The following is a 17695-nucleotide window of genomic DNA, read 5'->3' as shown; positions in this document are numbered from 1 at the left end:
AAAAATAGAATCTAATGAGCCTAACATTTAATAGTATTGATTATCTGGTTTTAGTATTATATGCAATAGCTCTGTTTTATATCGGTTTTCGCTTCAGTAAGAAGGAAAAAAATCAACAAGATATATTTTTGGGTGGACGGTCGCTGAAGTGGTGGCAGATCGGTTTCTCTATCTTTGGCGCCAATGCAGGACCAATGATGTTGATCGGATTTGCGAGTATTGGATTTTCTCATGGCATTGTAGCTAGTAATTTCGAGCTGCTTGCCTGGGTTTTTCTGATGTTGCTGGCGATGATTTTCTTACCTTACTACCTGAAGGCCAAAATAAGTACGATCCCACAGTTTCTATTAATTCGTTTTGGCAAAAGATCTTATAACTTCCTTATTGTATACAGTTTGATCTCCATATTGGTCGTATGGTTGGGGAGTGCTCTGTATGCGGGGGGATTATTAATCTCCGGTATTTTCGGTTGCCAGCTATTTACAGCCATCGTAATCATTGCCGTAGTAGCTACAAGTTTTACCGCAATAGGAGGATTGAAGGCTGTCGTTCGTACCGGAGTTTTTCAGTCTGTGATCATTATCATATCCTCTGTTATTTTAACCTTCCTTGGCTTTCAAAAGATTGGTTCTATTGATGCACTGGCCAGTCAAACCCCAGAATCTTATTGGAAATTATTTCTGCCAGCCTCTAATCCGGAATATTCATGGATAGGTATCGTATTGGGCTACCCTGTGGTGGCCATCTATTATTGGTGTGCGGATCAGACGATTGTACAAAAAGTGCTTGCAGCGAAAGACCTAAAAGAAGGACAATATGGAGCTTTATTTATCGGTGCACTTAAGATTATTATGCCGATTATATTTATTATGCCGGGTATCATGTGCTTTGTGTTATTTAGGGATACCACGCCAGACAATGCTTATATTACGATGATTAAGCAATTGATGCCACACGGTTTATTGGGTTTGAGTATCGCGGCGTTGATCGCTTCATTGGTAGATACGGTGTCGTCCAGCTTAAATTCGTTCTGTACGGTGTTTACATTAGATGTGGTCCAACAATTTAAAGTGCTGAACAGTAATCAGCAAACACGTATGGGGAAGTGGGTAACGGTGCTGGCCGCATTGGTAGGGATTGGAATAGCGATGTTATTTTCCTATTCCGGAAAGGGTTTTTTTGATCTGACACAAGGCTTGGTGTCCATTCTGGCTCCGCCACTGGCAGTAGTCTTTCTTTGGGGAATTATCTGGCGTGGTGTCAATGGTATTGCTGCTGAAGTTGTACTCTATGGAGGTGGTCTGGCCTGTTTGGTGCTTGGTGTCTGCCACGTCTTAAATTATCCCTATCAGGGCTACTGGCCGCATTTTTTAATGCTTTCTTTTTATATTTTTGTCGCATTGAGCCTAGTTATTGTTACGGTGTCACTCTTGACCAAATCCAAAGATAATATGGAAATACCAACTTTGTTTGAACGAAAAGAAAGAGAGACAAAAGGGCAGTCTAAATCTGTCTGGCTGAGCTGGGCTGGTTTAGCGATTGTTATGATTATGATTTATATTTATTTTAATTGACATTATTCGTGAATTGGTATCCGATCTAATCTGGTTTCAACACATCGCACCATTTACTGATGGAATAAACAAATTGGAAATGAAAATCCTTATTCGGTTATTAGGGCTATGTAGCGCTATTTTATTTGTAATGTGCAAAGGAGAGGTGTCAAAATTTCCGTTGTCAAACTATGAAGAGCATGTCTTTGTTGTCAATATTGTAGACGATGCCAAGAAATTAAAGAAATACTTGACTTATCACAAGCAGGTATGGCCTGAAGTGGAAGCTGGTTTTAAAAAGGCAGGCTACCAGCGGATTGCACTTTACCGTTTCGATAAACTGATTGTTATGACAATTCGTGTACCTTCGGGTGCCGATCTGGCAAAGATGGGTAAGATAGCCGAATCCTACAGCCCGAAATGTGCCGAATGGAACCTCCTCATGAATTCATACCAGCAAGGTATTCGTGGAACCAGCCAAGAGCAGACATGGGTGGAAACAGATCTTTTTTACGAATTTAAAAACAAATAGCTTCTGGCGTACGGTATTGCTTTAGGAATTCACGAGGTGAGCTACCTTTGACATCCTTAAAGTGCTTGTTGAAGTTTGAAATATTATTGTAACCGCTTTTATAGCAGGTCTCTGTAATATTGTACCTTCCTTCCATCAATAGTTTGGCTGCATGACCAATGCGTATTTCTTTTATAAAATCTACTAAAGTCCGATTGGTCTGCATTTTGAAAAAACGACAAAAGGCCGAGGAAGACATGGGAACAACAGAAGCCACATCCTGTAAAGTGATATCTTCCCTAAAATGCTGGAATATATAGTCAAAAACTCGATTGATCCGATTTGCATCACTGGAATTTTCAATGATATTAAATGAAGGAGAAGATAAAGTTTTATAAGATCTAGATAAGGCTAATTTGTCTAGAAGCTGCAGCATCAATACAGCACGGGATAATCCCGTTGTGTTCAACATTTCTTTGAGGATTTCTTTGGCCTGTCTGACGATAGGGCCGGAAAATATAACCCCTTTTGCAGCATTGATAAACAATTGGTTGAGGAGGATAGCCTCTGGCTTAGTCAATAAATCTTTTCCCAGAAAATCAGGGTAGAAATGTATGATAGTAGCACTTGCTGGTTTGTTTGTATCAACGGTATTATAATATTGCCAACAATGTGGTAGATAACTGCCCAATAGTACCAATTCATCACCCTCAAAATCTTCAATGTGATCCCCAATAAATCGCTTTCCCATACAATTTTCCAAGAGTGCAATTTCAAAATTCAAGTGCGACTTTAAAGAAGTGTATTTCTTGATTTCGAGTTCTTCACTACGGACGGTAAATGATTGATCCGGTGGAAATGTAAAGTTTTCATAAATATGCTGCATCATAATAAAAGCTTTAAATTGTTAAAAATCCTAGCGTTATAGCAACCGGTTGCATAATTTAGTTAAAGGTAGAGAAAATTTTTGTTAATTTATAGCATTTGAGATGCTCATGTATTAAAAGTCCTGTGCAAAATAACATAATAAAAGAGCAATTTATTGGTGGTTCGGTTTTTATATAATCGCGAAATTTACGGATAACCTGAGCTATGTAAATGATATAAATAACCAGATTCAATAGACTGCGTTTATTTATGGCCTGGAAAGTATAAATTCAGCGTAACAGGGAATAAAATTGAAATACAGTGATGATCTTGATGTGAATTTCATAAGTTTTGCAATGTTGTGGTAGAAATAATCAGTAGTAATCGATGCTGTTGTGGATCAAGTGATAAAGCAAATCTATGAAAAGATCTAGAAGTAATTTGCATAAACTGTATGGTATAGAAATGGAAAAAGTCGCGATACAATTTAGGGTATCTTTTGGCCTGTGTGGGAGTTGGGCTGTTATTACGGACCGATTATTATGTTATCCAGCGACTAATGAGCAGAATAATAAATCTAATAGATGAGAAACAAACACAATATATTGTTAAAGAAAATAGTTGGAAGCCTGTTGTTCTGTGTGACTACATTCAGTAGTTTTTCGCAGGACTGGTTACCCCGACAACAGGATAAAAATGTGGTATTCCGTTTATTGGACTGCCATTATGAGGGTGCAAAATTAAAGGAAAGTACTGTGATAGGCATTCATTCCGACAATTGGCATGTGAAGCAGGAAGTTCTGAGAAAAAAGAATAGTGATCAAGTTACCTACCGTTTTATCTTCAAAGCAAAAAAAGCGATGAAAGATGTGGGGGTAGCCGTAGCTTTTGATGCATATGATTGGTCTAGTGACAATTTTGTCATGATTCCTGCTGTTGTCTATAATGGCAATAGACAACGGATTGTTAACCGCGAATATGCGACGGGTCTAGACAAAACGGATTATTATCGAAAGGATCTGGCATTGACGTCCAATCCGATTCCGCAACTTTCACCTGAATTTGGCGCACGCTCCCAATTGGAGGTCAATATAAGTAATACCAGCACGCCCGTGATGGCTTATCTGGACCGTAAGAAAAAAAGAGGAGTTTTTCTTTTTACAGACCAAGGTATCACATGGAAAAGTGAGGTGAAAGACCATGCATTAATTGTTGAAGAAAGCTCAGATCGGAGCATGGCTAGCTTTGTTGTCAGTGCTCCTGGAGTAAGATCACGTAAACCCGAGTTTATCGGTTTTAGCGATAGCCCCGATCGTGGGATAACTGTAGCCCCAGGTGATGAACTTGAGATTCGGGTCACTAGGATAGAATTTCAAGCCGAGAATGTCGCTAGCCTCTACGATCGTTTTATGCAGGAGCGAAAATTGCATCTCCGCGAAACGACTCCTCGTAATTTAATGCCGATGAGTGAAGTCCTGTCCCGCATGGCAAAAAATATTGATGAACGTTATTATTCAAAAGATAAGGTAGGATTTTACTGCCCTGAAAACGCAGATTGGATGTCCTATGGCTGGGTTGGTGGATTGATCAATACCTATCCTATGCTTGCGCTGGGCGATAGTGTACATTTTGGACGAGTGAACAGCACATTCAATTTTGCACTTCCTCAGGGGCGTGGAGCTAGTGGTTATTACTATGATGTGCTTGGTTCAGACGGACAGGTTATTTATCGGGACGGCGCCAAACTAAATCCAGGTATTGGATTGACGCGTAAAAATGCCGATATCCTGTACTGGATGGTGAAGCAGTTTATGTTATTGAAAAAACAGGGTAAATCTTCTTTGATTGTCAAAGAGTGGGAAAGCTCAACTCGGCAACTTGCGGATGCATTTGTGAAAACTTGGCATGAGGAAGGAACCTGGGGTAATTATTTAGCCGTTGAATCTGGTAAAGTTGCAGCTTATAATACCACGGGAGGAGCGATGGCTGTCGCGGGACTCACATTGGCGGCTTCCTATTTTAAAAATGACAATTATCTGCTGATTGCAAAAGAGGCTGCAAAAAAATATTATGATGATTTTGCGCTTGTTGGTTTTACTTCGGGAGCCTGTGGCGATATACTCCAAAATGCGGACTCCGAAACTGCAATCGCTTTGACTACTTCGTTGATGACACTTTTTGAACAGACCGGAAACCGGATGTATCTGGAACAGGCAAAAAATCTAGCAAATTATACAGCATCGTGGACGGTATCTTTCCCCTATCAGCTACCCGAAAATACAGCTCTGGCTAAGCTAGCAGCTAATCTAACAGGAGCTGTGTGGGCCAGCACGCAGAATAAGCATGGTGCTCCAGGCTTCTGTACACAGTCCGGTGATGTGCTATTTAAACTTTTCCGGGAAACCGGAATAAGCTTGTACGCTGACCTGATCCGTGATGTTATCCATGCTCATGCAGAAGGTATCCAACCAAATGGAAAGATTACCGAACGCCTGACGTATTGTGATGCAGATAGTCGGGGTTCACGCGGTGATGGTGGTAAAACAGGTTGGAATGAAACCAATGGTGCACTGATGGCTCTGGAAATCCCTGGTATTTATGTCCGCAAGGACAAAGGAACAGCTTACGCCTTTGATCATATTATCGTGAAAGCGATCAAGAAAACAAGTCAGGGTGTGTCTGTGACATTGTACAATCCTACAATCTATGAAGCGAATGTCTCGGTGCTGGTAGAAGATGCCGTCCAAGCAACGAAACCTTTGGGAGAAAATGCTTTTTTGGACTGGAATAAAAAAATTAAGATAAAAGCCGGAGATACGGTTCAGATAACGATATAAGTAAGGCTGTACATATAAGATGTTTAAAAATAAAGCTAATGAAATTTTTGAAAACTAAAATACTATGTCTCGGGTTGATGGCACTATCAGCTGCAGGATATAGTCAGACAACATTAAAAACCGATTATTTTAAGATTGTGATAGACCAGAAGGGCTATATCACGAGCATGCAGAACATGACAAAGAAACCGAACCGTGAGTTTAGCCCAGCAGACAAACCTTCGCCCTTAATGGTGATTTATAATGCCAAGAAACGACTATACAACTATCCGGAACAAGCTAGTTATTCTGCAAGTGATAAGATTATGACTTTACGCTATCCGAACGGTTCTACAGCACGAATCAGCATATTACCCCAAGCGAAATATTTCAAGATGAAATTACTCTCGTTGACCAATTCGGAGGAAATTGAGGCGATTCAATGGGGTTCTTATCATACAAACATTACCAATTTATTGGGGGAGATTATCGGTGTAAGTAGGGATACAAGTGAATCCGTTAATTATGCCATCGGTATGCTGGCCTTAAATGATAATACTTTGGGCGGAACGGCAGATATTCAGGGTGATGCGGCTCCGTTTCAGTATATTATCCATTCACCGGATGCTTCACGCTTTCCATTGCCAAATAATTTACACGAAGGACAAGTGTTTACTTTAGGGGGGAACGGTATCAGTGATGTCGCCTTTTATGCACATAAAGAACCCTATTATCGGATTATGTATGGAAATGCGGCTGAGGTTGATAAGAATGGACGGATTTCAATTTCTTACCAATCCCGTGATCGTAGAAGTCCACGCGAAGTCTATTATTCGCTGATCCCGAACATGCCTTCCAATAAGCCGAACCATTTGCAGGTGCAGCCTATTTCCGGAGTAGACTTTATCGGGTCCACGGTCGCGTTTTGGGGTAGCCCTGATAGTACTGCTTTAATGGATGTCGTGCAAGATATTGTGCGTAAAGAAGGTCTGCCATACCCTACAGTAAATGGCAAGTGGGTGAAAGATCCCGCGGCCTATGTACCAGATATATTGACTGAAGGCGGCCATTACGATAATATGATCAATTATACAGATCGTTTGGGATTTAAGGCAATCAGTTTGTATGACCAAGGATTTCTACGTCCAGACCGTGGTAATGAGGGGTATATTGATGGTAAAAACTTTGAACATAAGCCGTTGAAATTCTCGAAGGGGAATGCGCTTTCTCATAAGGAATATGCTGCATTAGCAGCTAAACATAATATCGTGATCGGTCGTACACCGATTACAAATTCCCTGGCTCCGGGAACAAAAGATGCGAGCCCCGTTCCAAGCGACAGCATCTGGTATCAGCAAAAAAGACTTCTAGCAAAAGATATCAGTAGCACTGATACCTTAATCTATGTAGACGACCCTACGCATTTGGAGGAGATCGGAAGCTGGGAAGGGCACGTCAAAAGCTTGAATATGATTAAAATCGGAAAAGAGCTTATCCATTATTTGGGTGTAAGCGACACCAAACCATATAGACTATTGAATGTAAAAAGAGGATATTGGAAAACAACGGCTAGTGCTCATCAGGCGCAAGATACTTTATATAAACTACAGGTTACCATTGATTATGGTTATGATGGCCTGATCCCGAATATACAATTACAGGATAAAATAGCCGAATATTATGCCGATGTATGTGCGATCAATGGTCTGGGCTATTATGATTTTGACGGTCAGGAATTTCTATTTAACAATGGTCATGGCTATTATTCCGCAAAACGTTTTTTCCGTAAAATGTTTGAACGGGCGAAACAACATGGCCTAGCAGATATTCGCTTTACTGGTGCTACTTTATCAGAGGGATCTTGGCATTACCAAAGTATATGGAATGTTGGCGGAGGAAAGAACCTGTACGATGCGCAGACGCGGGAATGGGGGAGCGCGACAAGTCAGGGTAAAGATTTACGTGACGTTTGCTATGCCAATTTCTTTCCGGTAGGTATGGGTGGGAATTTCCCAATTACAGAAAAATCCACTGTCGAAGAGTACGAACATATCCAGGCGATGTCTGTAGGCACGGGTTCAACTTATAGCCTGAAATTGAATCAGCAACAGGTGGAAAGTTGTCTACAGAAGGATGCTATTTTCAAGACAATCCGTACTTGGGAAAATGCACGTGCTGCAAATGCCTTTCCGAGATGGGTGAAAAAGAATCTAGTGGATCCAAGCCAGAGCTTTAGACTGGAGGAACTGGATAAAGATCATTGGAATATTTATCGTGTGAATAAAGATGGTTCAGGTAAAAAACTCCTGTCAAAATTGACACGAGCAAAAGGTTATTAAAAAGAAAGCCTGAGTTCCGTTTATACAGAATACAGGCTTTTACTAAAACTTAAATGATGCGAATGAAAGTAAAGTTGTTGATCGTATGTTGTTTCTTCTTAAGTTTCGGTTCTTTGGTCGCTCAAACGGAATCGAAATCTAAGGAATATCATGTTGCTACCGGGGGTAAAGATGGACAGGATGGTACGCGGGAAAAGCCGCTTCGAACCATCATGGCGGCTGCGAAGCTCGCTATGCCCGGTGATATCATCACAGTCCATGAAGGAGTCTATCGAGAGCATATTGTTCCACCACGAGGTGGGCTTTCGGAGACAAAACGGATTACTTACCGTGCGGCGAAGGGCGCAAAGGTAGTCATCAAGGGGTCGGAAGAAGTGAAAGGTTGGAAATTATTACAAGACGATATCTGGCAATTGGAATTACCCAATTCATTCTTTGGTGCTTTCAATCCCTATCAGGAGGAGATTCGGGGGGACTGGTTTTGGCCCACACCCAAAGAACGTAAATATCATCGCGGAGCAGTTTATCTCAATGGACATTGGCTGATGGAAGCCGCTTCTAAAGAACAGCTCTTGAAAGATCATTCATTCAAGGAGGGATGGTGGGCTTCGGTAGATCAGGAGAAGACATCAATATGGGCTCGATTTCCACATGCAGATCCTAATCAGCAACAAGTAGAGATTAATGTGCGCCGTCGGGTTTTCTACCCCGACCAACCCTTTGTCAATTTCATTACCGTGGACGGTTTTGTACTGGAACAGGCAGCCACCAACTGGGCTCCGCCAACAGCCGAGCAGGAGGGACTTTTGGGTACACATTGGAGCAAGGGCTGGCGCATCGTAAACAATACCATACAGTACTCTAAATGTGTTGGAATTGCATTGGGAAAATATGGCGATGACTACGATAATAAAGATACGGAGTCTGCCGAAGGCTATGTCGGCACAATAAAAAGAGCACTTGCTTTTGGTTGGAACAAAGACAGTGTTGGTGGTCATTATGTAGGTAATAACAGGATTGCATACTGTGAACAGGCTGCTGTTGTGGGGAGCATGGGCTGTGCATTTAGTACAGTCGAAGGCAATACCATCCATGATATCCATATCGAACGCTTATTTACTGGAGCCGAGATGGCCGGAATAAAATTTCATGGTGCAGTGGATGTGAATATTCGTAATAATCGCATCTTTCGGACTGATAAGGCAATCTGGCTAGATTGGATGGCCCAAGGGGCCCAGGTCAGCAATAATCTATTGTACCAAAATGATCTTGATCTATTTTTAGAGGTGACACACGGCCCGACTGTCGTAGCCAATAATATCATGCTATCGCCAAAAAGCCTGTTGATGAATGCACAGGGGACAGCATTTGCCCATAATTTTTTTGCGGGAAAAATAGATGTTATTGCTTACGATAGCCGGTTGACACCCTATCAAAGACCTCATGCAACAATACTTACAGCACTAAAAGATAATCCAGGCGGCGATGTACAATTTATCAATAATATTTTCGCAAAAGGTGCAGATATTAGCGATTATGCAAAAGCTTATCTTCCGGTATTACTTGAGGGAAATGTGTACACAGAAGGGAGTATTGGGCTCACCACAGATAAGATAAATACGCGTATGGGCGAGGTGCACGCAGATGCCGGGCAGCGAATGAAATCCTATACGCTTCATGCCGCGGTGGAAAGGGGAGCATTAATTGATACCAATGAAGTAGCTGAAGTTAAGGTGATGGAAAAAGATGGCAAGGTTTATCTATTATTTCCATTCTCCGAAAAATGGTTAAAACAAAAAAGGAACCTGGTGACTTCTAATTCATTGTTGCCAACGGTAATTTCGCAATTGCCTTTCGAGAATCATGATGGATCAACACTTCAGATTGATCGCGACTATTTTGGCAAAAAAAGAAAGCCGTCTAACCCATTTCCCGGACCTTTTGAATATATCAGTAAAGGGGATAAACCGCAATTGATATGGTCTGAATCCAAAAAATTACGACGTTAACCGATAATTTCCCAACAAAGTGTTATGATAAAATCGTCAGATCTTAAGATTGTTTTCTTTGAGGTCATTATAGCTTGCGATGGATTTAAGTACCTATCTAAATATGGATCACCGGCTGGCGCTAAAATGGGCCCGTCGTTTATGTCGAAATTTCAAGTGAACAGAGACTGCCGCTGATCTTGGATAACCCCTGGCCGGGTAAACAGGTTTCCTGTCAAAAAAATGGGAAAAAGACATTGTTAATGAAAGGAAACCGGCTACAAATAGATAGGAAAAAAGGAGACCGCTTTTATCTGGCGTCTGTTCGCTAGAATACATTGTCCTGTAGTTGGTCTCTGGAACGAAACAATTTGATTTGATCAACAGAGCGCTAGCCGATTCGACTTTGCAATGGTGGATATAAAGATAATCTGTTTTGGAACAATTGAAAAGAGAAAATCATTACTGATTAATAAATATAACGATGAAATTTAACTGTTGTTTTTCGCAATTGACTATACTTTTTCTATTGCTTGTATGTGGAGGAAAGCAGGCTATGGCACAAAGCAAAAATTATGCTTTCCTAGATATGAAAAAGAGCCGCGAAGAACGTATACAAGATCTGATTGCACGACTGACTTTATCCGAGAAAGTGCAGATGATGAAACATGAGTTTAAAGGAATTCCACGATTGGACATTCCAGCATACGATTGGTGGAATGAGGCACTGCACGGTGTCGCCCGTACAGCAGAAAAGGTAACTGTATATCCACAGGCAATAGGGATGGCTGCAACCTTCAATACGGTAGCGGTCAGACAGATGGGCGATTATACGTCGACTGAGGGACGGGCGCTTTTCAATGAGGATTTAAAGACCGGAAAGACAGGTAAACGTTACCGGGGTTTGACCTATTGGACACCTAATATCAATATCTTTCGCGATCCACGGTGGGGAAGGGGACAGGAAACTTATGGTGAGGATCCTTATTTAACTGGACAGATCGGAACAGCAATTGTTCAGGGACTGGAGGGGTATGATCCGCATTATCTAAAGGCAGTTGCTGCGGCCAAGCATTATGCTGTGCATAGCGGACCTGAGCATAACAGACATTCTTTTAATGCCGAAGTAACACCTTATGATCTTTGGGATACTTACCTTCCTGCGTTTCGCCAATTGGTCGTAAAAGCTAAGGTACATGGTATCATGTGCGCCTATAATCGTTTGGATGGAATGCCTTGTTGCGGAAATAATGTGTTGCTCAATAATATTTTACGTCAGCAATGGGGTTTTAAAGGTTATGTGACATCGGATTGCGGCGGTATTAATGATTTTGCCAGTGGGCATAATACACATCCGGATAATACAGCGGCCGTTAGTGCTGCCGTATTAGCGGGAACAGATCTTGAATGTGGCAATTTATATCAATTGCTGGAACAGGGGGTAAAGCAAGGTGCTTTATCTGAAAAAGATATCGATGTATCCTTGACCCGACTTTTACAGATCTGGTTTCAATTGGGCGTGTTTGATCCACAGGAGCTCGTGCCTTATGCGAAGATCGGTCGTGAGGTTATCGAAAGTAAATCACATAAAGCACATGCTTATAAAATGGCACAGGAGTCTATGGTGCTATTGAAAAATGAGCACAGTATTCTACCCCTTGACCCCAATAAAATAAAAAGAATTGCTTTGATCGGCCCCAATGCCAATAATGGACATGCGCAGTTAGCCAATTATTTTGGTACCCCCTCAGAAATCATAACCCCATTGAGCAGTTTACAAAAACGTTATGGTAAGCAAATCGCCATTGACTATTTCGCAGGAACTGAAATCATGAAAAAAATAGATGGCGGTCCTTCTTTTGAAGAAATTGTTAAAAATGCTAGTGCAGCAGACGTTATTGTCTTTGTTGGTGGTATAACTGCAGATTATGAAGGTGAAGCAGGCGATGCAGGCGCAGCGGGCTATGGTGCTTTTGTGAACGGCGACCGTTCTACTATGGCTTCTCCTGAGGTACAAACTACGCTTTTGAAAGAACTGAGGAAGGCAGGAAAACCTCTTATTTTGGTTAATATGTCGGGGTCTGTGATGAGTTTTGACTGGGAATCGCAACATGTCGATGCTATATTGCAGGCATGGTATGGTGGACAGGCTGCTGGGGATGCCATTACCGATGTGCTTTTTGGTCGGTATAATCCCGCGGGCCGTATGCCTTTAACAACCTATAAGAGTGATGCCGATTTACCTGGTTTTGAGGATTATTCGATGGCAAACCGAACTTACCGTTACTTTAAAGGTGAAGTACGTTATCCGTTCGGTTACGGCCTGAGCTATACTAATTTTGAATACGATCAGCTAAATGCTCCGGCGATGGTGGAAACGGGAACAGATATTCAAGTCACGGTACAAGTTACAAATACGGGTGAGCGTGATGGAGATGAGGTTGTACAATTATATGTTGTTCATCCGAAAGAAGGGAACGATAAGGTTCCAAACAGTGCTTTAAAGGGATTTCAGCGCGTGTTCGTCAAAAAAGGACGTTCTCAAAAAATAACTTTCACACTGACACCAGAAGACTTGGCCTTGGTAAACGAAAAAGGTGAATTGATACAAAAAATGGGATCTGTGAAAATATATATCGGAGGCGGTCAACCGGGGAAATCTGTTGGAGTGGAGCGTGAAATCACAATGCAAGGAACAGCGTATCGACCTTATTAAGGCAATATAGAAGAAGACTTGTATAGATCCATGTCTTTAAATAATGAACGAATAAATAATAATAAATGAAAGCAATTTTCGGAATGATCCCAGTACTGTTATCCTTCTCCGTATTTGGACAACACCGGTTATCAACGATCAATACGCCACGATAAAGAACGAAGTAACATTGGATAACTTCCGTTTTTTTCCAGTACATGCTGAGGTAAAAGCCACTTATTTCGAGTTGGATGCGCAAGATAAACCTGGAAAACAGGTGGCGACTACCTGTGGATTTGTAAACCTTCATGCCAATGCGAGTGGCAAAATGAATCTTGAAAAAAATAATGGTCAAATAACCTGTTCTAAGTTTAAGGTGAACCAACAAAACCGTTCTGTAAGATGGTTTTGTTGGTTTTGGATTTTAGCAATTTTTCCATCTATTCTGTTTCTCGTTTCTTTGGCCATCCAACAAATAGACCCGTCTCTAATGTTAACTCACCAGTGGAAGGATTATAACTGTCTTTTGATAAGATGGGCATTTCTCCGGCTACCTTACTTTGTTCGGGATTATGTGTACGGTTGTGGGATGTGGGCACCTTCTCAAGATGGACCGTTTTGCCATTGATCCGTAAATTTTTCTGTATAATGGTTACTTTAGGTAATTTGTCATAACGGATCACATTCATCCCTTCCAGATTTCTCGGTCTTTGCGCAAAATCTATAAAGTATTTGTATTGTTCTAAGAACGAGATGATTTGTTTCTCCATTTTAATCTTTTTACCCGGGAATGCCAAAGACCCCACGTTGGTGATCTTTTTGCTGCTTAAATCTTCGACATACATGCTGATCCAGGAGTGCTCATAATCTCCCCAACTGAAATAGGTTTCCTTGTGATTGATCGAATCAGGTACCGCCTTGCCCGGGATATAACCATCTTTTTTTAGCGTTATCCGATAAGCCCCCTTATGCCAGCCTACTGTATTGCGGACACTGATAAAGTCTCCTTCGGCGTCCGAACTGGCATAATATCCTGTTGTTTTCAATGCTTTTTTTGTCCGTTCAAACCAGCGTGAAAAGATACCATTAAATTTGATTTCTTGCTCCTTGCCTGTCTTCATACTGATACCACCACCAGCGGATTGAATACCACAATACAAAGGAATATCGTTCAGCGCAATATTAAAAGGGGAAATATAAAATGAATAGTGATCTGGTATATCGTCCTGCACTATAATATCGATGGAAATAGATTGGAAATCATTGATTGCCGAATCCAACACATAATAGGAATTGGTATAGTGTAAAGGAGGCAATATTAAGCTGTCAGGAAAGACGAATTCCGTAGCCATCTTTTTCTTGAGCTCTTGATCTATACTGCTGTTCTCGTACTTTTTTTTGAGTTCTTCTTTGGTTTGAGAAAATGCTGTCATACCAAATGATAGCATCAGCAACAATAGTGGATATTGATGTTTGAATGACTTCATCGATTTACTTTTAATTTGATTTGAAAATAGGTATTATATTTTATATTATTTACTCATAAAGTTAAAATTCTGTGCAAAAATCACTGTCAGAACTACGAATCATAAATCATCTGCGGCGAATTGTAAGAGCAGGAAAAACAACTGTAAATGGCGCTTTATATTTGTATGGGGAAATTATTTTAGCTGTATCCTATTATTAGTTTATGGAAATTATTAAAGCATTTATCACTTATCTGGTTACTTACGTCATCACTTATTATGGTATTAAGTATTCACTTTCCGATCACTTTTTGGTCAGTACGCTAAATATTGGAATCTCTGCGTTGGCGGCGGCATCCATTACTGCTTTATTGTCAACTGATTTTTTAAAAAGAAATAAAAACGAAGCATAAGGTCCTATTGTTTGAAATCCGCAAAATAGAAAAAAGAGGGCGCTTTTTTATGTAAAAACACCCCTCTTTTAGATCGAAAAAATAATCGCTATCTTTTCTCGAATTTATACGAAAGCGTTGCCATAAAACTACGTGGTGGGATAGGGTTTACACTATAGTTTTCGTGGATGTAATAATTAAATGCATTGTTGATATTGGACAATTTTCCAAGAATACTCCAATTTTTATAACTGTATCCGGCGGAAAAGTCAATTGTGGTAAAGGGACTGACAGAAATTAGACGATTTACACCATCTCGGATATTTACTTTCGTATTGTTCCATCCGGCATTACGTCTCCCAGTATAAAAAGAAGAGAAGCCCAGTTTTAATCCTTTGACAGTTCCTTGTTGAAAAGTATAAAATACTGTTCCATTTGCGGTATGAGCAGTGGTACCCACTAAACGTACGTTTTCCTCACTTCCAGAAATTTCTACAGTTTTTGTGTCATTTCCGACTGTTGTTGTATAGCTTGAAATTGGATTTGTATGGGTATAACGCATATAGTTATAGGAATAACCTGCTGTCACATTTAGACCTGGTAATAATGTTCCCGTTACTTCAGCTTCTAGACCCTCCGAAGCTGTTTTTCCGGAAAATTCCTTCATGTTGGCATCGCCGTTTTCAGAGCCATCCGGTTTCAGTAGCAGCTGCTGAGCGAATTTGTTGTTATTGATTCTATACCAGGCAAGATTCGCAGATAAACGACCATTGAAAAAATCATTCTTGATACCGGCTTCATATTGATCAATTATTGATGGTGCCAGAGGTTGATAGTTGATATCGTAGCCGGAGTTTGAGGTGAAATTATTTGCATAAGTGATATATATACTTGATGAAGGTATTGGCTGATAAATCAAGCCGAATTTAGGTGACCATGCTTTATCAACTTTGGCTCCCATTGGATTCCCTTGTCCATCTTTCGTAATAACGTCTTCTGTTTTATTTTCTTTGTAAGTAAATCGCTCAGAATTAGGCGTACGCTGATACGAATAGCGTATTCCGGCCAAAACTTTAAACTTCTCATTCAGTTCGATTAAATCCTGTAGAAATACACCGTATCGATAGATATCTGTTGTGGTTTTTGTCAACAAATCAGCCCCGGGGATATCGGATCTCAATCCACGGCCTGAAGCCATATGCTGGGCTGTTTGACTCGGATTGAAAACATAAATCGAATCGTAAGCATTCGCCTTTAATACTTTTTTGTCATCATAATAATTAATCCCCTCCATAAAAAACGCATATACATTTGAATGCGATTGATCTGCATCGGCACCGACTAGAATTTTATGCTTAATAGAACCTGTTTTTACAATACCGGTTAAATTTAACTGCTGGTTGGCTGTAAATTCGTTTGATTTGGATCTTGTCAAATTTCTGGGAGCAATCCCATTTTTATCCGCTTGGATGCGATCAGAACCATAATAGTCACGATCATAGGTTTGATAGCTTGCGATCGCATTTAAATTCCAAGATTCGTTAAATCTATGATTAAAATTGATCTGACCGTTTGAGGTATTTGTATTGTTATAAGCCCAAGGTACATTTAAGAATGTATTTCTTCCGACAGATTGATTTAATTTGCCGTCTACACTCCCTATTCCAAAGTCGGGTGTGAAATCACTTTTCAAGTAATCAAATGTAAAGTTTAGATCCGTTTGCTCGGAGATCTTATACAATACGGATGGGTTTACATAAGTTCGTTTTGACTTTACCTGATCTCTAAAGCTTCCAGCCTTTTCATAGGTGCCTATCATGCGAAATGCGACTTTATTTGAAATTGGGCCATAAACATCGACTGTAGGTTTATAAAAGTCATAACTACCTACACGCATTGAAGCTTCTCCGCCATAGAAGAACTTAGGCTTTTTGGTAACCAGATTAACGACCGCACCGCCGGATACACCACCATATAGTAAAGCAGCACTTCCTTTAAGGATTTCAACGGACTCTAATGTACTGGCTTCTATTGAACCACCATTATTTGTACGCGCGCCATTTTTAAAGATATTGTTTGCTCCCAAGCTGTAACCTCTCGCATAGAAGTTTTCATTTACACCACCACGATTTGCACCCATGGCTACACCATTCGCATTTTTGAGCGCATCGCTCAATCTGTTGACTTGTTGATCGGTAATGATCTGCTTATTAATAATCTGCACACTTTGCGGCAAGTCTTTATCAATAATACCAGCTTTTCCAACATTGACCGTTTTATTATTATGGGAATTATACCCAAATACTTCAACCTGCTCTAATTGCGACTCAGAAATATTCATCGCTACATGAACTGCCTGCGCTTTACCATCTTTAACAGTTATTGTTTGTTCTTCCACAGCGTTGCCTATGCTCTTGATTCGAATGGTATAGGTCCCATCCGGAAGATCGGGGAAATGAAAACTGCCATCACGGGCGGTGGAAGTTGATCTACCAAGTGTTGTAATGGTTACTGTAGCTGACTCGATCGCTGCGCCATCTTTGGTTTTGACGCGTCCATGTACCCCCTTGCTTTGCGCCGACACATCCAATTGTGTCGCACCTACCAATCCCAGACTTAAGATAAGCCCCAGAAGAGATCTTTTCATTGTTAATATTGAATTAGTCTAAATTATTTATCGGCGCAAACATACAATTAATTTGGTTATTTAGACTGATTTAAAATAAAAAAAAATAACAGACCTTTTATGCAGTACTATTGTAGGTAATAATACTGGAATATTTGCTTGTTTTGGTGTTTAATGTGTTGATATTAACATGTATACGATATTTTTATTAACCACTACGAATCGTAAATCACAAGCGCGGATTGTAAATGAATGATACACAGGAAAAATAGACTTGATATATTTGGAACTAGGAGATCAACACCGTACCGATCACGGTATCGATGTTTTTCATTAGGTTAGAAGAAAGCCGTTAGGAATTCCCCATTCCAGCGGCTTTCACTTTTTATAAATTTGTATCGTCATAATCCTTTCCATCACTGAATTTTCTGTTCAAGACACT

Annotated in this window: 10 protein-coding genes; 7 read left to right on the top strand and 3 right to left on the bottom strand. The window is 40.5% G+C overall.

Going from position 1 to position 17695, the window contains the following annotated elements:
• Positions 1–14 precede the first annotated feature (14 nt).
• Both OGI71_RS11870 and OGI71_RS11865 read left to right on the top strand, forming a co-directional pair.
• Positions 15–1574 carry a sodium/solute symporter gene (locus tag OGI71_RS11870; RefSeq protein WP_282255668.1) on the top strand — a complete coding sequence of 520 codons (1560 nt, stop codon included), beginning with the start codon at positions 15–17 and terminating at the stop codon, positions 1572–1574.
• Positions 1575–1653: 79 nt separating this feature from the next.
• A complete protein-coding gene (locus tag OGI71_RS11865) occupies positions 1654–2085 on the top strand; it encodes an L-rhamnose mutarotase (protein WP_282255667.1) in 432 nt (143 codons plus the stop codon).
• Here OGI71_RS11865 and OGI71_RS11860 read toward each other — a convergent pair.
• Entirely contained in the window at positions 2072–2953 is an 882-nt protein-coding gene (locus OGI71_RS11860; protein WP_282255666.1) for an AraC family transcriptional regulator, read from the bottom strand. The genes OGI71_RS11865 and OGI71_RS11860 overlap by 14 nt on opposite strands.
• A gap of 562 nt (positions 2954–3515) precedes the next feature.
• Between OGI71_RS11860 and OGI71_RS11855 the strand changes: the two genes are divergently transcribed.
• The 4 genes from OGI71_RS11855 to OGI71_RS11840 all read left to right on the top strand — a co-directional run bounded on the left by OGI71_RS11855 (position 3516) and on the right by OGI71_RS11840 (position 12790).
• On the top strand, positions 3516–5768 hold the full coding sequence (locus OGI71_RS11855) for a hypothetical protein (protein WP_282255665.1): 2253 nt from the start codon (positions 3516–3518) through the stop codon (positions 5766–5768).
• Positions 5769–5806: 38 nt separating this feature from the next.
• The gene (locus tag OGI71_RS11850; RefSeq protein WP_282255664.1) at positions 5807–8086 is read left to right on the top strand and encodes a hypothetical protein; all 2280 of its coding nucleotides are present in this window, start codon (positions 5807–5809) and stop codon (positions 8084–8086) included.
• 62 nt (positions 8087–8148) lie between these two features.
• The gene (locus OGI71_RS11845) at positions 8149–10095 is read left to right on the top strand and encodes a right-handed parallel beta-helix repeat-containing protein (protein ID WP_282255663.1); all 1947 of its coding nucleotides are present in this window, start codon (positions 8149–8151) and stop codon (positions 10093–10095) included.
• A gap of 463 nt (positions 10096–10558) precedes the next feature.
• Positions 10559–12790: a glycoside hydrolase family 3 C-terminal domain-containing protein gene (locus tag OGI71_RS11840; protein ID WP_282255662.1), complete on the top strand. Its 2232-nt coding sequence runs from the start codon at positions 10559–10561 to the stop codon at positions 12788–12790.
• 419 nt (positions 12791–13209) lie between these two features.
• On the opposite strand, the gene OGI71_RS11835 is transcribed toward OGI71_RS11840, so the two are convergent.
• Positions 13210–14256: a hypothetical protein gene (locus tag OGI71_RS11835; RefSeq protein WP_282255661.1), complete on the bottom strand. Its 1047-nt coding sequence runs from the start codon at positions 14254–14256 to the stop codon at positions 13210–13212.
• 203 nt (positions 14257–14459) lie between these two features.
• Between OGI71_RS11835 and OGI71_RS11830 the strand changes: the two genes are divergently transcribed.
• Entirely contained in the window at positions 14460–14648 is a 189-nt protein-coding gene (locus OGI71_RS11830; RefSeq protein ID WP_282255660.1) for a hypothetical protein, read from the top strand.
• A gap of 88 nt (positions 14649–14736) precedes the next feature.
• Here OGI71_RS11830 and OGI71_RS11825 read toward each other — a convergent pair whose 3' ends face one another.
• Positions 14737–17274: a TonB-dependent receptor gene (locus OGI71_RS11825; protein WP_282255659.1), complete on the bottom strand. Its 2538-nt coding sequence runs from the start codon at positions 17272–17274 to the stop codon at positions 14737–14739.
• Positions 17275–17695: the final 421 nt, after the last annotated feature.

Origin of the sequence: Sphingobacterium sp. ML3W, assembly GCF_029542085.1 — a bacterium.
In the GTDB taxonomy this organism is placed as follows: Bacteria; Bacteroidota; Bacteroidia; order Sphingobacteriales; family Sphingobacteriaceae; genus Sphingobacterium.
This window is presented reverse-complemented; position numbering and strand designations above follow the sequence as displayed.